This is a genomic window from Siminovitchia fordii DSM 16014 = CIP 108821 (assembly GCF_000374565.1).
Lineage (GTDB): Bacteria > Bacillota > Bacilli > Bacillales > Bacillaceae_C > Siminovitchia > Siminovitchia fordii.
In genome coordinates this window covers 1-19707 of the sequence record NZ_KB894713.1, presented here as the reverse complement: position 1 = coordinate 19707, position 19707 = coordinate 1, and the positions used below count along the sequence as shown (strand labels likewise).

14 protein-coding genes are annotated in these 19707 nt (G+C 42.4%); 13 read left to right on the top strand and 1 reads right to left on the bottom strand.

The features are described 5' to 3' along the window. Positions 1-2: 2 nt before the first annotated feature. Positions 3-311, top strand: coding sequence for a YerC/YecD family TrpR-related protein (locus C509_RS0121220; RefSeq protein ID WP_018708953.1), 309 nt, complete (start codon positions 3-5; stop codon positions 309-311). A 119-nt stretch (positions 312-430) separates the two neighbouring features. Here C509_RS0121220 and C509_RS0121215 read toward each other — a convergent pair whose 3' ends face one another. Beyond that, positions 431-1675, bottom strand: a complete 1245-nt coding sequence (locus C509_RS0121215; RefSeq protein WP_018708952.1) for a MerR family transcriptional regulator — start codon at positions 1673-1675, stop codon at positions 431-433. Between the two features lie 142 nt (positions 1676-1817). On the opposite strand from C509_RS0121215, the gene C509_RS0121210 reads away from it, so the two are divergent. The 12 genes from C509_RS0121210 to C509_RS0121150 all read left to right on the top strand — a co-directional run. Further along, positions 1818-3086 carry an NAD(P)/FAD-dependent oxidoreductase gene (locus C509_RS0121210; protein WP_018708951.1) on the top strand — a complete coding sequence of 423 codons (1269 nt, stop codon included), beginning with the start codon at positions 1818-1820 and terminating at the stop codon, positions 3084-3086. A 643-nt stretch (positions 3087-3729) separates the two neighbouring features. Then, entirely contained in the window at positions 3730-5322 is a 1593-nt protein-coding gene (locus C509_RS24400; RefSeq protein ID WP_018708949.1) for a sodium:solute symporter family protein, read from the top strand. Positions 5323-5430: 108 nt separating this feature from the next. After that, on the top strand, positions 5431-7047 hold the full coding sequence (locus C509_RS0121195) for an amidohydrolase (protein ID WP_026320008.1): 1617 nt from the start codon (positions 5431-5433) through the stop codon (positions 7045-7047). Positions 7048-7303: 256 nt separating this feature from the next. Continuing rightward, a complete protein-coding gene (gene pcrB / locus C509_RS0121190; RefSeq protein ID WP_018708947.1) occupies positions 7304-7993 on the top strand; it encodes a heptaprenylglyceryl phosphate synthase in 690 nt (229 codons plus the stop codon). A gap of 48 nt (positions 7994-8041) precedes the next feature. Then, positions 8042-10246 (top strand): DNA helicase PcrA, encoded by a 2205-nt coding sequence (pcrA, locus tag C509_RS0121185; RefSeq protein ID WP_018708946.1) that lies wholly within the window; start codon positions 8042-8044, stop codon positions 10244-10246. 24 nt (positions 10247-10270) lie between these two features. Further along, complete coding sequence (ligA, locus tag C509_RS0121180) at positions 10271-12277, top strand: NAD-dependent DNA ligase LigA (protein ID WP_018708945.1); 2007 nt, start codon at positions 10271-10273, stop codon at positions 12275-12277. Between the two features lie 15 nt (positions 12278-12292). Continuing rightward, the gene (locus tag C509_RS0121175) at positions 12293-13447 is read left to right on the top strand and encodes a CamS family sex pheromone protein (protein WP_018708944.1); all 1155 of its coding nucleotides are present in this window, start codon (positions 12293-12295) and stop codon (positions 13445-13447) included. A 964-nt stretch (positions 13448-14411) separates the two neighbouring features. Next, on the top strand, positions 14412-14702 hold the full coding sequence (gene gatC / locus C509_RS0121170) for an Asp-tRNA(Asn)/Glu-tRNA(Gln) amidotransferase subunit GatC (RefSeq protein WP_018708943.1): 291 nt from the start codon (positions 14412-14414) through the stop codon (positions 14700-14702). A 12-nt stretch (positions 14703-14714) separates the two neighbouring features. Beyond that, on the top strand, positions 14715-16172 hold the full coding sequence (gatA, locus tag C509_RS0121165; protein ID WP_018708942.1) for an Asp-tRNA(Asn)/Glu-tRNA(Gln) amidotransferase subunit GatA: 1458 nt from the start codon (positions 14715-14717) through the stop codon (positions 16170-16172). Between the two features lie 12 nt (positions 16173-16184). Next, entirely contained in the window at positions 16185-17615 is a 1431-nt protein-coding gene (gene gatB / locus C509_RS0121160; RefSeq protein WP_018708941.1) for an Asp-tRNA(Asn)/Glu-tRNA(Gln) amidotransferase subunit GatB, read from the top strand. Positions 17616-17947: 332 nt separating this feature from the next. Beyond that, on the top strand, positions 17948-18745 hold the full coding sequence (locus C509_RS0121155) for an arylamine N-acetyltransferase (RefSeq protein WP_018708940.1): 798 nt from the start codon (positions 17948-17950) through the stop codon (positions 18743-18745). Between the two features lie 138 nt (positions 18746-18883). Beyond that, positions 18884-19707: SH3 domain-containing protein (locus C509_RS0121150; protein WP_018708939.1), on the top strand; the 824-nt coding region annotated here is incomplete at its 3' end.

Here is a 19707-nt window from a genome sequence, read left to right as displayed (position 1 = left end):
AAATGCAGATTGAGAAGTTAAGAGGAAAAGCACTCGATCAATTGTTTGAAGCGATCTTATCGTTAAAAGATGTAGAAGAGTGCTACGAATTCTTTGATGACCTTTGTACAATCAATGAAATCCAATCTTTGTCCCAGCGTCTGGAAGTCGCAAGGATGCTTCGGGAAGGAAATACGTATCAAAAAATTGAAGCAGCCACCGGTGCAAGTACAGCGACCATTTCCCGAGTCAAACGCTGCTTAAATTATGGCAATGATTCGTATGAAATGGTATTGGACCGTATATTGGAAAAAGAAAAACCGCAGCGATGATGCAGCGGTTTTTCTTTTCTACCATTTAGGATGGGATATTCGAAAACACTTTATATTTCGATAAGGATGATAGTGCTGAAAAAGGAACCTGCTCAACCAGTTATAATCAAAAATTTACTTTACCATTTGACTGAACCTCTTTGGGCAAGATATGTGAAAAAGTGCCCCGTTTCTCCGGGAACGTGATATTTGATATAGCTCCCTGGGTCTTTTGTTAAACCAATGTTCTCTTTTTCAAATATATGAAAATTAGCGGCTTCCAGGTTATCTTTTATAAAAGTTGAACGAAGATTAGAAGGACTGGCGTTAGGGTGAAGAGTTTTCATTCGTGCCAGGGATTTTGCTCCATCACGGTAATAAAAACTAGCCCCGATAATTTTACTTTCATTCTTTAAATAAGGGGAGAGAACCGTCATTGGCAGGGGTTTATGAAAAAGACCATATTCATTGAAAGAATAACTGTCAATAACATAATCGATTGCCTTATGTTTAATGGGAAGATCCAAACCGCTGTTCAATAGATAAAGAATTTTCAAGCCGGGATCTGTCTGCTCGATTTTCATCTTAAGCATTTTTAGCATCGGCATCGTGCTTCCTGAGAAGATATAAAAGGCACCCTTATCAAGTTCCGAAATATATTTGTTTAAAAATACATACGTATCGATATGTGTCTCAACAATTACCTTGTTGGTGAGATTCTCGGAGATAAGATGTTCTTTTACCCAAAGACTGGCCTTTTCACTTAGGCTGATAAAACTGGATTGTATAATCTTAAGCATTTCTTTATCGTAAATATAGTGAGGATTGAAAGACTCTTTATCTAAATGTTCCGTTATCACGATTCCTTCATGGATTTGTGCCTTATATCCGCATGAGCAAAATAATTCTCCCATAAAAATCTGCTGCCCACGAGTACTTGTATTCCTCAAATCAAGGGAAGTTTGGCAGGACGGACAATAAAGCATCGGCAAAAAATCAAAAGGAATTCCTTTTTCCTCACCGGCCGTTGTATGCATCAAATTCAATTCCTGAACTTTTCTATCTATATCCCTGATTGAATAAGTGATACTCCTTACTTCATCATCCAACTCTTCTTTTTTCTCTTCCAGCATTTGTGTTAAAAATGTATAGTCCTCTTTATTCGATAGTAGTGTTACCCTCTTAAAAGATAAAAATTTATGAATTTCTTGAAGAGAAAATCTGTATTTTTTCAATTCAGAGATGATTTCCATATCCTCTTCACATGTTTTATCAAAGACATAATAATGATTTCTTTTCTTTGGGATCAAGAGACCAAGCTCCATATAATAGCGGATGGTATCAGGTTTAACATTGTACTTTTGGGCGAATTTTCCTATCAGCATGCTTCTCGTCTCCTTCATCCAATTATAGTGTAAACCATGGAGTATACTCAATGGTTTATGAAAAAATTGTCGCAATTTACTATTGTGATGCAGGTAACCCCACAAATTAATATATGTCTATATTGTGAAAGGAGATGTGGAAGTGGAAACGGCTACATTATGGGAAGTGACATCAGAATATAGAAGAACTTATCCGCTTTTACAAGAACATATAACATCGGATGTTGTCATTATTGGCGGCGGTTTTACAGGAATCGCTTCAAGCTATCACCTTCAAAATAAAGGTGTTCAGACCGTGGTTCTTGAACAGCATAAAGTTGGCTGGGGAGCAAGTGGCCGCAACGGTGGCATGATGAACACGGGATACAAGCTTTCGGCAGCTGACACCATCAAGAGATGGGGGGTGGAAGAAGCAAAAAGACTGGATCAATATGCACTGGACTGCAATAAAGCGGTCGAAGAAATTGCGAAAAAGCACCAGATTGACTGCGATGTCAGAATGAGCGGTCATGTTGGATTATCAAAAAACAAGAAGAAACAACAAGCCTTTGAGCGCTCTCAGGAATTGATAGAAAAGCATTTTGGTCGAAAAGTGAGAGTCTTAACAGGAGCGGAACTTCAGGAAGAAATGAACTCTGACTATTATAAAGTGGGACTCATGGATCCATTGAGCTACCAATTCCATCCCCTTGATTATGTTCGCGGCCTTGCTGAAGTAACACATGACTTGGGAGCTGATATTTACGAACAGACGAAAGCGATTGATGTACAAAAAACTGGAAGTACTTTTATTGTTACGACAGAAAAAGGAATGGTCGAAGCAAAGGAACTGATTTTTGCAACAGACGGGTATTCTGAAAAAATCACCCCGGAGCTCCATAAAGGCATTTTTCCGCTTGCCAGTTTTGTCATTGCAACAGAACCTCTGGAAAAGGAAACTTTGGAAAATCTAATTCCGAATAACCGTAATCTATATGATACGATCAATCTGGTCAATTATTTCCGCAGGACACCTGATAATAGAATTATCTTTGGCGGTTCAGGGATCGGATATCCGGCCAAGCAGGCATTCAAGGACGAATTGTACATGCTGCTGACATCCGTATTTCCCCGCTTGAAGGGAGTCAATATCGATTACTTCTGGGGCGGCATCATTGGTGCGACCGTCGACAAATTTCCAATTATCGGAAGGACAGCACAGGGAGCATATTACTCAGTCGGATATACCGGACACGGAGCAGCTCAGTCCACCCTGCACGGAAAATTATTGGCACAATGCATTTTGAATGAGGAACGGCTCAATACAACATTTGAAAATACTCCGTTGAAAACTGTTCCTTTATATACAAACAAGAAATTCCTTGTCAGTGCAGCAAATCTGTACTTTAGAATGCTTGATAAGTTGGGTTGATATAAAAACACAGGTCCTTTAAATAGATGCGCAAACTGAGGCTGGATACGTAAACGCCTTGTTCAGTGAGGGGAAATAAAACAACTCCAAACAGGCTGAAAGCGAACAGGAAATAGGCTAATGATCCGAGAGGCAATGCGTTGGACAAGAAAAGGTGACTCCAATCGGGAGTCGAATTAGCCAAAGATTTTGCTGAAATCAGCATGAATGTGCTTTTTGACTATCTGTACAGCTTTGGCGACAACTGAACAGGGCTTCCAGGAATAAGTCAGGCGTGTGAGCAGAGGCTTTGTTGACTTATCGTATATAAGGCAGCTACTTCTTCTAGTTGGAGTTTTGCAGGTTTGAGATGAGGCAAGAGCAGGCAAAAGCAGGAGGAAATTAGGTGTGGCTAGACGAAAGACGTCGTAGGTAGGCTCAATTTTCGATACCTGTAGCCGGTACAATGAAAAGCAAAGGGTTCCCGAAAAGGGAATACCTCCCTTTGGGAAGGGAACCCATTAAATTAAGGAAGGGTGAGAATGATATGGGCGAACTTCTGTTTACAATTTTTTATGGCGGTATCATTTTACTTTCAGGTATTATGACAGCGGTTTTTATCAGGAAAGTTTATAAATAATAATTCTTTATTGGGGGGATTGGAATGATCTATACAATCGGAGCAATTGTTTCTTTTATCATTTATAGTGCTGTAGGTCTTATTGTTTCCAAAAAAGTTAAGAACGTGGAAGATTATTATGTATCTGGGAGAAATGCATCCACGTTACTTATAGTAGGTTCGTTGGTTGCCTCTTATCTTAGCACTGTCGCTTTTATGGGAGATGCTGCATTTTCATATGATGGTTATGCTCTTCCATTATTGATTATGTCGATATTTGTATTACCCGGATATATTATTGGAGTAATGTTTTTTGGCAGATTTTTAAGAAGAAGTAAAGCGCTCACATTACCGGAGTATTTTGGACAGCGTTTTAATTCTAGTACAGTGAGAGTTGTGGCAGCGGTTACGCTTGTTATTGGGATTACAGCCTATCTGGTTGCTGTAACACAAGGTGCGGGACTTCTGTTATCTGAAATAACGGGAATCAATTATACGTTATCCTTGGTTATTATTACTCTAATCTATACATTGATTACGTTTTCGGCGGGAGCTAAAGGTGTCCTGGTGACAGATACCATTATGTTCTTGGTATTTACAGTTGCTACATTCCTGACTATTCCGTATATTTTAAAAGCTGCGGGCGGATTACCGGAAGCGATGATTAAAACAGGGCAACTGAAGTCCATGCCTGATATGTTAAAATGGCACGGAATTACAGGTGAAGCCGCTTATATGGGGTCTCCGTCGGATGTATTGCTGTGGGCGATCATTATTGGGATTGTATGGGGATTCGTTATTGCGGTCAGCCCTTGGCAAACAAGCCGTTATTTAATGGCCAAAAATGAGCATGTAGCTCTTCGGTCATCTATTATTTCAACAATTATTCTTGCATTGATTTACTTGACTCTGCATTTGACAATGTTAACGGTTAATACCATAAATCCGAGCATCGACCCATCTGAAAGGGTGTTTATTTGGTCAGCGATGAATCTTGCTCCTACTTGGATCGGAGTCATTGCGGTGAGCGGGATTTTGGCAGCTGGTTTATCGTCCAGCTCTACGTTCCTTCAATTGATTGGTAACAGTATTTCCAAAGACTTGCTTCGAAACACGAAAATGTCCGATGATAAGTTATTGAAAATCAGCCGCATTATGATTGTAGTGGTAGCTGCGATCAGCCTGACGATTACATTGTTTCAACCACCTGCGATTTTCTGGATTTCCGTTTTTGCTGCTACTTTATTTGCTGCCTCATGGGGACCTGTTGCTTTTGCAAGTGTCCTATGGAAAAAGGTAACAAAAACAGGAGCTTTATGGAGTATTTTAGCTGGTTGTGTAGGTGTTTTGGCTACCGAAATCTTAAAGTTAATGGGTCTCCTGAATCTTCCTGTTTATCTTAATTCGGCAGTTTTTGGCGGAATCTGTTCATTTGCCGCTTTGATTATTGGGTCATTATTGACAACTCCAACAAAAGAGGAAATCGAATACCGGGAGAAATTATTGATTCTGCCAGAGGAAGAGAAAGATCCAAAAGAAATCAAACAAACGAAAATGTATCCTAAACTTTTGGTTATTTCTGGTATTGTAATTATGAGTATTACTTTTATTTTCTACTATTTGCCTGTTTATTCTTAATCCAGTTTGGCGCAGTTGATATTTAAGCGTTTTTTTAAGAAATGGGGAAAGAGTTGTTTTCAGGTGAAGCGTGAATTAAATGATATTTCAATTCCAGGAGGGGCAGCTGTGGAAAGGACAAAGCTCTTTATTAACGCTGAAGTAATTACAGTTGACGAAAAGGATCGAATCGTGGAAGCGGTCGGTGTTCAAGGAAACAAGATAATAGCAGTGGGGACTAATGAAGAAATATTAAAGCTCAAGGACATATCCAGCAAAGTCATCGACTTGAAGGGAAAGACTCTAATTCCTGGTTTCATAGATTCCCACCTTCATATATCTATTTATGGCTCTAACTGTATATCCATATCTTGTAAGGATAAAGATATGAAATCTATTCAAGATCTTCTTCAAGCGGTGAAAAACCGGGCGATACAAACACCAAAAGGCCAATGGATCAGAGCTTGGGGATACAACGAAGACAACTTTTTGGAAAAACGTTTTCCTACCAAAGAAGAACTGGATCATATTACAACAGATCATCCTATTATGATTACTCGGACATGCTCCCATATTTCAATGGTGAATAGTCTTGCATTAGAGATTGCGGACATTGACAGGAGCACCCCTGACCCGGCTGGTGGAAAAATTGTCAGGACGGAAATGGGAGAACCTTCCGGACTGCTTATTGAGAATGCTCATATGCGGATGTTTGATATAGCAGCATTTTCAGAGGAAGAATTATCTCAGGCGCATGAGATTGCTTCCCGGCATTTTGCTGAAAAAGGAATTACTTCCATCCATGATGCAACAGGATACGGAATGGATAATCTCAGATTGTTACAGTCTGATAGTGAAAGAGGGATCATTAAACAAAGAGTGTATGCCATGGTCGGTGCATTAAATGATTCGCGCAGTGTTGTTGAACATATGACCGAAACAGGCATCTATAGTGGGCTAGGGGACGAAAAATTCAAAATTGGCCCGGTTAAGCTTTTCCTTGATGGGAGTAGCAGTGGACCCACTGTTTGGACAAGGGCCCCTTATTCTAGTGATCCTGATAATTACGGGATTCATTATTTTTCCCAAGAAGAGGTAGATCGATTGTTGATCCCTGCCCATAAAAAGGGTTGGCAAATTACTGCTCATGCACAAGGGGATGCCGCTATTGACATGTTTCTCAACACTGTTGAAAAGGCTAACAGACTATTTCCAAGGAAAGATGCCAGGCATCGCATTGAACATGCAGGTATTGCTGCTCCTGACCTAATTGAACGAATGAAAGAATTAAAGGTTGTTCCTGTTCCAAACCCAGCGTTTCTTTACGAATATGGAGATGGATATGTTCAAAATTATGGAGGAAGAGCAAGCTGGATGTACCCTATGGGTGATTACCAAAATGCCGGCATTCCTGCCGCGATGGCTTCCGACAGTCCTGTTACGGATTTCAATCCGATGCGTGGTATCCACTCAGCAATGGTCAGAAAATCAAATTCTGGACAAGTAATCGGAGAACGTAACAGAGTATCTCTATTACAGGCAATTCGCATGTATACGTATAATGGAGCATATGCTTCATTTGAAGAGGACAAGAAAGGCAGCATCGAAGCAGGAAAGTTGGCCGATCTGGTTCTTCTTGATAGATCTCTTTTGAGGGCGAATGTCGAAGAAATCCCTGAAGTCAAAGTGGAGTGGACAATGATAGATGGAGAAATAGTCTTTACAAAATCTAATGGAGAGAACTGACATGAATGTTCAATTTACGGACTTTATACTGGGATACTAAAAGTTTTTCTGAACGCTTCCTTATAAGTTCCTTCCGACTGCCTACATGTAGGCAGTTTTTTCTTTTTTTATACCTGTAGGCGCTCTGTCAATTTTTTTTCTAAATTTTATCCGTTTAATCAAATCAGACAACCAATTCTTCATATTTCATCTCGGAGTTTGGCCCTTGTAATGTTATAATAGTGTACGGAATTGGAGAATGGAGGACTCAAGCTTTATGTATGATGTCAAAAAATGGCGCCATGCTTTTAAATTGGATCCGAATAAAGAAATTTCATCTGAAGCCTTGGAAAAAATTTGTGAATCCGGAACGGATGCCATTATTGTCGGCGGGTCCGACGGAGTCACTCTTGATAATGTGCTGGATCTTATGGCAAGAGTCCGGCGTTATACGGTGCCATGTGCATTGGAAGTGAGTAATATAGAATCCATCACACCGGGTTTTGATTTATATTTTATCCCGTCAGTCTTGAACAGCCGCGATGTCCGCTGGATGAGCGGGCTGCATCACGAAGCGGTCAAGGAATATGGAATATTGATTGATTGGGATGAGATTATCGTCGAAGGTTACTGTATTTTAAATGGTGACTGTAAGGCGGCAAAGCTGACGGACGCAAACACGGATTTGACGGAAAATGACGTTATCGCCTATGCAATGATGGCTGAGAGGATGTTCCGAATGCCGGTCTTTTATCTGGAGTACAGCGGTACATATGGGGATCCGGAGATCGTCCGCTCGGTTAAGGAAGAACTCAAGGAAACGACTCTATTTTACGGAGGCGGTATTTCGACTGCCGACCAGGCAGCAGAAATGGGAGGCCTCGCAGATGTCGTGATTGTCGGTAACGCAGTGTACGAAAATCTTGGAGAAGCGTTAAAAACAGTCCGGGCTGTTAAAAATAGATAATACTATTGTTATAATAAGAACAAATGTTCTTAAAGGATTGGTGATGATATGCAATTTATAGCCGGAAGCCTTCTCGAAGGTTTGAACAAGGAACAGAAAGAAGCAGTCAAAACAACAGAGGGGCCGTTATTAATTATGGCCGGCGCGGGAAGTGGAAAAACAAGGGTTTTGACTCATCGTGTCGCCTATTTGATGCTGGAAAAAGGGGTCAACCCTTACAATATCCTAGCTATTACTTTTACGAACAAAGCGGCTAGGGAAATGAAGGAACGTGTCGGGAAAATCATTGGAACAGCAGCCCAGGATGTATGGATGTCGACTTTCCATTCAATGTGCGTGAGGATGCTGCGCCGTGACATTGATCGTCTCGGTTATAACCGTAATTTTTCCATATTGGATACGACTGATCAGCTTTCAGTTATCAAAGGTGTTTTAAAAGATAAAAATATTGATTCGAAGAAATTTGATTCCAGAGCGCTCCTTGGATCGATAAGCAATGCAAAAAACGAGTTGATCACGCCGGAAGAATACGCAAAGGAAGCTACAGGATATTACGACCAGATTGTGAGCGACGTTTACACTGAATATCAACGGCGGCTACGCAGAAACCACTCCCTTGATTTCGACGACTTGATCATGGTGACGATCCAATTGTTCGAAAGAGTACCGGAAGTACTGGAATATTATCAACGAAAATTCCACTATATCCATGTGGATGAGTACCAGGATACAAACCGTGCACAATATATGCTAGTTAAGCTGCTTGCGGACCGTTTTAAAAATCTGTGTGTCGTTGGGGATTCCGACCAATCTATCTACAGGTGGCGGGGGGCGGATATCGCCAATATCCTCACTTTTGAAAAGGATTATCCCAACGCGAAAGTCATTTTACTTGAGCAAAATTACCGCTCAACGAAAAAGATTCTTGAGGCTGCGAACGAGGTTATCAAAAACAATTTAAACCGCAAGCCTAAGGATCTTTGGACAGACAATGACGATGGCGATAACATCATGTATTATCGCGCGGATGGTGAAAAAACCGAAGCTCAGTTTGTTGCTGGAAAAATAAAAGAATTGACGGAATCAGGAAAACGAGACAGATCCGACATAGCAATCCTGTACAGGACAAACGCCCAATCCCGTGTCATGGAAGAGGTCTTAATGAAATCGAATATTCATTATAACATTGTGGGCGGAACGAAATTCTACGACAGAAAAGAAATCAAGGACCTTCTTGCTTATCTGCGCCTGATCGCCAATCCTGACGATGATATCAGCCTTCAGCGAGTCATTAATGTACCAAAGCGGGGAATCGGGGCAACTTCCGTTGATAAGATTGCAGCGTATGCAGCTGAGCAGGACATCTCGATGTTCGATGCATTGAACGTCATTGATTTTATCGGTGTCAGCCCTAGAATCGCCAATGCTTCAGCGGCTTTCCACGACTTGATCAATAATTTTGCACAAATGCAGGAATACCTTTCCGTGACAGAGATTGTGGAAGAGGTCATTGAGAAATCGGGATATAAAGAGATGCTAAAAGCTGAGAAGACACTTGAAGCTGAAAGTAGGCTGGAAAACATTGAGGAATTTTTATCCGTAACAAAAAGCTTTGAAGAGGGCAGTGAAGATAAAAGTCTGGTCGCATTTTTAACCGACTTGGCGCTCGTTGCAGATATCGACCAATTGGATGAAGCAGACGAAACCAATGATGCCGTAACACTCATGACTTTGCACTCTGCCAAGGGGCTCGAGTTCCCGGTCGTCTTTTTAATCGGAATGGAAGAAGGAATTTTCCCTCACACCCGTTCTTTGATGGACGAAGAAGAAATGGAAGAGGAACGCCGTCTCGCCTATGTTGGGATTACAAGGGCAGAGGAGGAATTGTATCTAACGAACGCGCATATGCGGACTCTTTATGGGCGTACAAATATGAATCCGGTCTCCCGTTTCATTGATGAAATACCGGATGAGCTGGTGGAAGAAGTGGGAGCAGAGCAGCGGAAGGCCATATCCTTCGGATTCCGGGAAAAACGGCCAAGTCCCACACAGCCTGTTATGCGGCCGGCTGTTTCCGAGACAGACCAGGCCGAATGGAAAGTCGGCGACCGTGCAGAGCATAATAAATGGGGTACGGGAACAGTTGTCAGTATTAAAAGTGACGGTGGTAGCGTTGAACTCGATATCGCTTTTCCAAGCCCTGTCGGAATCAAGCGCCTGCTTGCGGAATTCGCTCCAATCAAAAAAGTTTAATATGATTGAGAAAGGGTTGTTGACATGGACCGTGGGACTGCCCAAAACCGGGTTAAAGAACTACACAATTTGATAAATCAATATAACTACGAATACCATGTTCTGGATAATCCATCTGTTCCGGATGCAGAATATGACCGCCTGATACGCGAATTGACAGCGATCGAAAGCGAATTTCCGGATTTGGTGACGCCTGAGTCACCAACGCAGCGTGTTGGTGGGGAGGCACTTTCCGCTTTTGAAAAAGTGGAGCACCGCACGCCGATGCTCAGTCTCGCCAATGCTTTTGGCGAAGCAGATTTGCGAGACTTTGACCGCCGGGTCCGCCAAGCGATCGGGGACGACTTTTCATATGTATGTGAGTTGAAAATTGATGGACTTGCGGTTTCCCTTCAATATGAAAACGGGCTGTTCACCTTGGGATCGACGAGGGGAGACGGGACAATCGGTGAAAATATCACAGCTAATTTAAAAACGATTCGTTCCATCCCGCTCCGCCTGAAAGAGGATTTGACATTTGAAGTTCGCGGTGAAGCATACATGCCGCGGAAATCGTTTGAACGCCTGAACAAGGAGAGGGATCAGAAAGGCGAAATGCTTTTTGCCAACCCGAGGAATGCTGCAGCAGGTTCATTGCGCCAGCTTGATCCGAGAATCGCTGCATCCCGTCATCTTGACATCTTTCTTTACGGGATCGGAAATTACGGACCACTTGATGTCGATACACACAGCGGTGCACTCGAATATTTGGCGAAGCTCGGATTGAAAGTGAACAAGGAATGGAGAAAGTGCAATACGATTGACGATGTGATTGAATACGTTAATACATGGACAGCAAAGCGCCCTGATTTGAATTATGATATTGACGGCATCGTTATAAAAGTCGATTCTATTGTGCAACAAGAACAACTTGGTTTCACAGCAAAATCGCCGCGATGGGCCATCGCCTACAAATTTCCGGCCGAAGAAGTGGTAACAAGGCTTATGGACATCGAATTGAGTGTCGGTCGGACAGGTGTCATCACACCAACAGCTATTTTGGAACCTGTTCAGGTAGCAGGAACGACCGTGCAGCGTGCATCTTTGCATAATGAAGACTTGATCCGTGAAAAAGATATTATGCTTGGAGACTGGGTCATTGTCAAAAAAGCCGGTGACATCATTCCGGAAGTTGTCAATGTGCTGACGGAGAGGAGAACAGGCGAAGAAACAATTTTCAGCATGCCGACCCATTGCCCGGCGTGCGATAGTGAACTTGTACGCATAGAAGGGGAAGTTGCGCTGCGTTGTATCAATCCGAAATGTCCGGCTCAACGGAAGGAAGGACTGATCCATTTTGTTTCCCGGAACGCCATGAATATTGATGGGCTTGGAGAAAAGGTGATTGGACAGCTGTTTGAGCATGAATTGATTAAAGATCCTGCTGACATATACTTCCTGGAAAAAGAGCAGCTGATTGAACTGGAGAGGATGGGGGAAAAATCCGTCAACAATTTGCTTAAGGCGATTGAAAACTCCAAAGCCAACTCTCTTGAGAAGCTTTTGTTCGGGCTTGGAATCCGACATGTGGGGGAACGTGCGGCAAAGGTTTTGGCCGAACACTATGGGACAATGGATAACTTGATCGCTGCCTCCCGCGATGATCTATTGACGATTCCCGAAGTGGGTGAGAAAATGTCTGATGCCATTGCCACTTACTTTGAAAACGAAGAAGTAGAGGAGCTGATCTCTGAATTGAAATCAGCTGGTGTCAATATGACGTTTAAGGGGCCTAGGCCATCGGAAACATCAGAACCTGATACTGTTTTCAGCGATAAAACAGTTGTTTTAACAGGTAAGCTTGAGAAATTGACACGAAATGAAGCCAAGGAAAAGATTGAAGCGCTTGGCGGACATGTAACAGGTAGCGTCAGTAAAAAGACGGACTTGGTTATCGCGGGAGAGGATGCCGGGTCAAAGCTGAAAAAAGCGCAAGAGTTGAATATAGAAATTTGGGATGAGGATAAGCTCCTGGAAGAACTCAATCATTAAAGGTGGAAGAATGGAATGAAAAAATGTTTTTCTCTGCTGTTGGCAGTAGTTTTAATAACAGGATGCGCACCCGGTTTTAAAGATGAAAAGGAAGTTGTGCAAAAGAAGGATGATCAAAAAGGAACATCCATCATCCCGAATTACCAACTTCCCGATTCCTATCGTTCTCTCATTCCTTTTGTGCCAAGCAAAGCGAGAGGAATGGTCGTATCAAATCTTAATTCAAGATATGATATCAATGAATTTGAGACTGGATTGATGCGGGTAGCGATGGGACAATTTTCACCGGATAAATATGTGTTCCAGGAAGGGCAGCATCTGGATAAGGAAACAGTCAGCCTGTGGCTGAATCGAAAATTCACGAAAGAGCAACTAAAAGAGAGAAATCTCAAAGCAGAACAGAATGTGGGGCTGAACCCTCTAAATGATGGAAAAGGGTCAATCGAGGAACAGAACGAAAAAAATCCAATTTATCTCGCTCATATTTTGGAGCATAATTATTTAATAAAAAATGAAAAATCCGTAAAACTGAGTGGCGTAGTTGTAGGACTTGCCCTTAACTCAGTTCACTATTATCAAAAGGAAAAGTATGGTGCGACATTTGAACAAAAAATCCCTCGCGACAAACTTGAAGCCGAAGGAAAAAAAATGGCCGAAGAAGTGGTGAAACGGATGAGGGGGATGAAGGGATTAGGCGATGTGCCAATCGTCATCGCCTTGTTTGAACAAAAAGGCCAAAATGATGTTGTACCCGGAAACTTTTTTACATATTCGGTTTCCGATAAAGGTAATACGTTGAGTGACTGGAAGAAAATCGATGAAAAGTACGTCCTTTTTCCATCAGAGGAAGCGGAAAAGAATCATCGGGATGATTTGACTTTTTATATGAGATTCAAAGATGACATCGAAGAATATTTTCCGAATTACAATGGTGTGATTGGACGCGGTTTTTATAAAGATGGACAGCTTGCGGACATGAAAATTGAAATTCCGGTCCAGATGTTCGGTGAAGCCGAAATCATTGGGTTTGCACAGTGGGCTACATCATTGATCATCGATCACTTCCCAGACTATCTAAATGTTGAAGTAGAAATCAATTCAGTCAACGGTGCTGAAGCGCTTATTGTCAGAAATGCCGGTGAAGAGAAGCCGTTTGTGCATATTTACTAGAAAGGCGAAAGCGTCAGTCTATCAAAGACCTTCGACGAAATAAAGTAGACACGCCAGCGAAGCGAAGCTTTGTTGACTTATCGTAGGAGGCTGCGCGAAGTTAACTGAGAGGCGATGAAGCTTAAAACGAAAGCGCCGCTTATCCCAGATAGGACAAGTCAATTATCGAGGGGGCAGCTTTACAAGTGCCATAGGGAACTTGGAATCCATTTAGTGACCGGATAACCGGTCAAGTGTGAGAAACGGTAACTAAAGTGGGAAAAGGTGCCCGAATACGGGTCAAGGCTGGAGAAGCGGTAACTAATCGTGCATAAAGGTACCCGAATACGGGTCTAAGAGTGAAAAACGGTAACCAATCGCGGGGAAAGATGCCCGATCTCGGAGTTCAGTACGAAAAACGGTAACTAATCGCGGGGAAAGATGCCCGAATACGGGTCAAAGAGTGAAAAACGGTAACTAATCGCGCGGAAAGGTGCCCGATCTCGGGGTTCAGTACGAAAAACGGTAACTAATCGCGGGGAAATGTGCCCGAATACGGGGTTAAGTGCGGTAAACGGTAACTAATCGTGGGTAAAGATGCCCGAATACGGGTCAAAGTGCGGTAAACGGTAACTAATCGCACATAAAAAAGCCCAACGTCCGGGCAAAGCCGACGAAACAGTAAAGCTTGGTTATGGAAATCGGTCATTTATTGTCACGTACAGTGGGAGACCTCAGCTTATTGGGGAATTTCTGGTACACGCTAAACACCCGGTCTCGTTGGCGATACGTCCATTGAAAAAAGTGTGAACGGGAAGAAATACGCGTAATACGCAGGCAGATAATAGAAAGTGCAACATATCTTGGAAAAAACAGTGTAGGGGAGAGTTGCGCCAACACCGCTCCCTCTTGCCTGGCGCTGGCTTTTTCTGATATTATCAATAGTATTGCGATTGGTTCGAAATATAGTTGGAGGTGTAAATAAATGTCAAGAATTACCAAAGAGCAAGTATATCATATCGCGGATTTAGCCCGCTTGGAAATTAATGAAGAAGAGGCCGAGTTGTTCACAAGCCAGCTTGATGACATGATCAATATGGTGGAGAAGCTGGATGAACTGGATACTACGAATGTTAAACCGATGTCACATGTTTTCATCCAAGAGAACGTCATGCGGGATGATGTGACAGTCGAAGGACTTCCAATTGAAGAAACTATGAAAAATGTACCGGAACATGAAGGCAGACTAATCAAAGTTCCGCAGATTTTGGAATAAGGAGGAAACCATATGTCATTGTTAGACCGTAAGATATCCGAAGTAAATGAACTTTTACATAAAAAAGAAGTTACGGTTTCCGATCTTGTCGATCAGTCCATTAAACGGATCAATGAGGTGGAAGACAAAGTTAAAGCTTTTATTACAGTTGATGAAGAAAATGCACGTACACACGCGAAAGAATTGGACGAGAAGATAGGAACAGATGCATCCGATCAAGCCCTTTTCGGGATTCCTTCAGGTATCAAGGATAATATTGTAACGAAAAACCTGTTGACAACCTGTGCAAGTAAAATGCTCGAAAACTTCGATCCCATTTATGATGCAACCGTAATGGAAAAGCTCCATTCAAAAGGAACGGTTACAATCGGAAAAACAAATATGGACGAGTTTGCGATGGGTTCGACAACAGAAACATCCTTCTATCATCCAACATACAACCCTTGGAATTTGGGACATGTTCCTGGAGGCTCTTCTGGAGGATCTGCTGCGGCAGTGGCGGCTGGAGAAATCATGTTTTCTCTAGGGACTGATACAGGGGGATCCATTAGACAGCCGGCGGCATTTTGCGGTGTAGTCGGATTGAAGCCTACATATGGAAGAGTGTCTCGATTTGGTGTAGTAGCATTTGCCTCTTCGTTTGACCAGGTCGGCCCGATTACACGTACAGTGGAAGACAACGCTGTTGTATTAGAGGCGATTTCCGGTCATGATGACCGTGATTCCACATCCATCAAACGCGACATTCCAAACTTTGTAAATAGCCTTACAGGTGATGTCCGTGGATTAAAGATTGCCGTTCCAAAAGAGTATATTGGAGAAGGTGTAAGCGAAGAATCCAAAGAAGCTGTTTTGGCTGCCTTAAAAGTGCTTGAAGGCCTTGGTGCTACTTGGGAAGAGGTATCCCTTCCATATTCCAATTATGGATTGGCATCTTACTATATCGTAACCTCTTCGGAAGCATCCTCCAATCTCGCACGTTTTGACGGTGTCCGCTACGGCTACAGGACCGAAAATCCGAAAAACCTTCTTGATCTATATAAAAAGACTCGTTCAGAAGGCTTCGGTGAAGAAGTGAAACGTCGCATTATGCTTGGAACATTTGCATTAAGCGCGGGTTATTACGATGCATACTACAAAAAAGCCCAGCAGGCACGTGCTTTGATCAAACAGGACTTTGACAATGTCCTTTCCAAATACGATGTTGTCATCGGTCCGACAACTCCGACACCTGCCTATAAAAAGGGTGAAGTGATCGACGATATTATGACAATGTATGCAGGCGATTTATTGACAATTCCAGTCAACCTTGCTGGACTTCCTGCTATTTCCATTCCATGCGGATATTCGAATGGATTGCCGCTTGGACTTCAGATCATCGGAAACTATTTTGATGAACAGACCATTTATCGCGTGGCTCATGCGTTTGAACAGGCAACAAACTATCATGAACAAAAACCACAACTGTAAGGGGTGAAAAATATGAACTTTGAAACGGTCATTGGACTTGAAGTACACGTAGAGCTAAAAACAGATTCTAAAATATTTTCTCCGGCACCGAACCATTTCGGAGCAGAACCGAATGCAAACGTAACAGTCATCGACCTTGCATATCCAGGGGTATTGCCGGTATTAAATAAACGTGCGGTTGAGTACGCCATGAAAGCAGCCATGGCATTGAATTGTGAGATCGCTACTGAAACAGACTTTGATAGAAAAAACTATTTCTATCCTGATAATCCAAAAGCGTATCAAATTTCCCAGCAAGACAATCCAATTGGAAAGAACGGTTGGATCGAAATTGAAGTCAACGGTGAAAAGAAAAAAATCCGCATCAACCGCGTCCATATGGAGGAAGATGCCGGGAAGCTTACACATACAGGCAAAGGCTATTCCCTTGTGGATTTGAACCGTGCTGGAACCCCGCTTATCGAAATCGTATCCGAAGCGGATATGCGTTCACCTGAGGAAGCATACGCTTATTTGGAGAAATTAAAAGCGATTGTCCAATTCACTGGCGTGTCCGACTGTAAAATGGAAGAAGGCTCCCTTCGCTGTGACGCGAACATCTCGTTGCGCCCTGTCGGACAGAAAGAGTTTGGAACAAAAACCGAATTGAAAAACCTGAACTCTTTTAACTTCGTAAGAAGGGGACTAGAATATGAAGAAAAGCGCCAGGAGGAAGTGCTTCTCTCAGGCGGAGAGATTTTGCAGGAAACCCGCCGTTATGACGAAGCTACAGGTAAAACAATCCTTATGCGCGTAAAAGAAACAGCAGATGATTATCGCTATTTCCCTGAGCCGGACCTTGTCAGCCTGATTATTGATGATGAGTGGAAGAACAGGGTTCGTGCTGAGATTCCGGAGCTGCCAGACGCTAGAAAACAGCGCTACGTCGGAGAACTGGGACTTCCGGAATATGATGCGATGGTACTTACATTGACAAAAGAAATGTCTGATTTCTTTGAAGCTGCAATTTCTCAGGGCGCTGATGCGAAGCAGGCATCCAATTGGCTTATGGGGGAAGTATCCGCCTATTTGAACGCGGAGCAGAAAGAACTCCAAGACGTCGCATTGACTCCTGAAGGATTGGCAGGTTTGATTAAGCTCATTGAAAACGGCACGATCTCATCCAAAATCGCGAAAAAAGTATTCAGTGAACTAATTGAAAATGGCGGAGATCCTGAGACGATCGTTAAGGAAAAAGGCCTTGTTCAAATATCTGACGAAGGTGAACTTCTGAAAATCATAGCGGAAGTGCTTGATGCCAATGATCAGTCTGTTGAAGACTTTAAAAACGGAAAAGGACGCGCACTGGGCTTCCTTGTCGGCCAAGTTATGAAAGCCACCAAAGGGCAGGCTAACCCGCCGCTTGTCAACAAGCTACTTAAACAAGAAATAGAAAAAAGATAAGCCTTTATATGAGCAAGACAGTTTAATACAGTCCGTGCGGCTGATTAAACTGTCTTTTTATATATTTGAAACGTTACAATAGGAAATCTGCTGTTCGCGGTATCTATAGGTATTACTGCCAGATGGATGGTATTTTTTAATTCCGTCCGTATTGTTCAAGATAAAGTGGATGCTAACTTTCTTCGAAGTGGGCAGGACAGTCAAAATTCCAGACACTGTCCAAGATTTTTTCTTTTGGGGAAAATAGTCTATTGTATAATGGAAATAAAAGTAGAAACACCTAAGATTGCTGTGAAAAAACAATTTTGAAATAATCGGGGAGGTACCATTACATGGCAGCAGCTGTCCAACAATATTTGCAACATTTACGCCTGAAAAATGAAGCCCCAAGCATCAATTACCTGCAGAGACTCATCCAGCATCACCTTTCACTGATTCCCTACGAAACCTTCAGTAAATTTCATTACTTCATGGATGGACCGGACTTGGTTCCTTCACTGCCCGATTTTATAAAGAATTTAACGAATAGAGGATGGGGTGGCACTTGTTTTACCCTAAATATGAACTTTGCACGTTTACTTACCGAACTCGGTTTTGAGTGTTCCCTGGTTAGAGTCCAGCCATCACACTTAGCGATAATGGTTGAAATCAATGGAAAACGATTATATGTGGACGTCGGTTATGGTTCTCCCATTATGAAACCGGTAGAGTTGGAAACAAAGCCACTCCATGTTCTACATGGTTTCGGTGAAGAAATAATCTTTACAAAGCAAAGGACCGGAGAATATGAAATTGACCGGCGTTCTAATGGAAAATCTTTTGTAAAAAAGTTGATCAAATGGGAACCTCTATTAGAGGAACATATATCGAGAGATATCGATGCGTCTTATGCCGATCAGGATGAAAATGTCACGATGAGAAGAATTACGGCCGTCCGCTTTAATGGACATCAATGTTTCTTTTTAAGAAACCAGACGATGAAAGTGATGACATATCGAAATATAAGCGAATTGAAGGTCCTAGAATTGGAAAAATGGATGAACCTTGTAAACGAAGTTTATCAAATTGATAGAAATTCGATAGAGCCTGTGCTGGCTTTTTTAAAAAATAGGGACGTGAATTTATTTTAAAGCTTCAAATTTTGACGAAGTTACCGATAAATAGATGTAGTTACACAAAAACCGATTAATAAATTCATTTTTTTTCCAGTTTTGTTGAAGTGTGATAGGATAATAGTATCTTCAATTCGATATAAAGGAAGTGATAATTTGAAAAAGAAGATCGTCATCCCCGGTTTATGTTTTGCAGCATTGTCGACTGTGGCTTTTGAAGAAGCTGTTCAAGCCGCTGAGCCTCCTGCTATAAAAGCTCAAGTGGAAACAAAGTACGTTTCAGTTAATCAAGGTTCAGCGCTTAATATGCGGAGCAGTGCATCAGCCAGCAGCAGTGTGGTTGCCAAATTGCCGCGAGGAACAAAAGTATCTGTTCAATCGGAATCCAATGGCTGGTCAAAAGTGACAGTCAATGGGAAATCGGGATATGTCAGTTCACAATTTTTGACATCAAGCTCCCCCGCAAGACAACCGATCGCAAAAGATAAGGTATCAGTGACCAAGCCATCAAAAGCGGTGACGAAATATGTGAGTGTTAATGAGGGTTCAGCTCTTATCCTTAGAAGCAGCGCTTCACAGAATGGTAGTGTGATTGCTAGATTGTCGCGGGGAACGAAGGTATCAGTACAGTCTGAATCGAACGGTTGGGCAAAAGTCACTGCCAATGGGAAGACAGGATATGTAAGTGGTCAATTTTTGTCAGCCAGTGCCCCGGCAGGCAAACCGGCTGTCAATGTGAAACCAACATCTCAGACAGCATCTCAAAAAGCGGTTTCCAAATACATAAATGTTAATCCTGGTTCATCATTGAATATGAGAAGCAGTGCTTCGACGAGTGGCAGTATAGTCGCCCGATTGCAACGCGGGACAAAGGTCACTGTACAGTCCGAATCGAACGGCTGGGCAAGGGTGAAAGCCAATGGCAAAACAGGCTACGTAAGCTCACAATATTTGTCATCAAGCAAGCCGTCAGCCAGCAC

Excerpts from the sequence above, each read along its gene's own strand:
- C509_RS0121220 (WP_018708953.1), top strand. The coding sequence starts at position 3 with ATGCAGATTGAGAAGTTAAGAGGAAAAGCACTCGATCAATTGTTTGAA.
- C509_RS0121215 (WP_018708952.1), bottom strand. The coding sequence starts at position 1,675 with ATGCTGATAGGAAAATTCGCCCAAAAGTACAATGTTAAACCTGATACC.
- C509_RS24400 (WP_018708949.1), top strand. The coding sequence starts at position 3,730 with ATGATCTATACAATCGGAGCAATTGTTTCTTTTATCATTTATAGTGCT.
- pcrB (WP_018708947.1), top strand. The coding sequence starts at position 7,304 with ATGTATGATGTCAAAAAATGGCGCCATGCTTTTAAATTGGATCCGAAT.
- pcrA (WP_018708946.1), top strand. The coding sequence starts at position 8,042 with ATGCAATTTATAGCCGGAAGCCTTCTCGAAGGTTTGAACAAGGAACAG.
- ligA (WP_018708945.1), top strand. The coding sequence starts at position 10,271 with ATGGACCGTGGGACTGCCCAAAACCGGGTTAAAGAACTACACAATTTG.
- C509_RS0121175 (WP_018708944.1), top strand. The coding sequence starts at position 12,293 with ATGAAAAAATGTTTTTCTCTGCTGTTGGCAGTAGTTTTAATAACAGGA.
- gatC (WP_018708943.1), top strand. The coding sequence starts at position 14,412 with ATGTCAAGAATTACCAAAGAGCAAGTATATCATATCGCGGATTTAGCC.
- gatA (WP_018708942.1), top strand. The coding sequence starts at position 14,715 with ATGTCATTGTTAGACCGTAAGATATCCGAAGTAAATGAACTTTTACAT.
- gatB (WP_018708941.1), top strand. The coding sequence starts at position 16,185 with ATGAACTTTGAAACGGTCATTGGACTTGAAGTACACGTAGAGCTAAAA.
- C509_RS0121155 (WP_018708940.1), top strand. The coding sequence starts at position 17,948 with ATGGCAGCAGCTGTCCAACAATATTTGCAACATTTACGCCTGAAAAAT.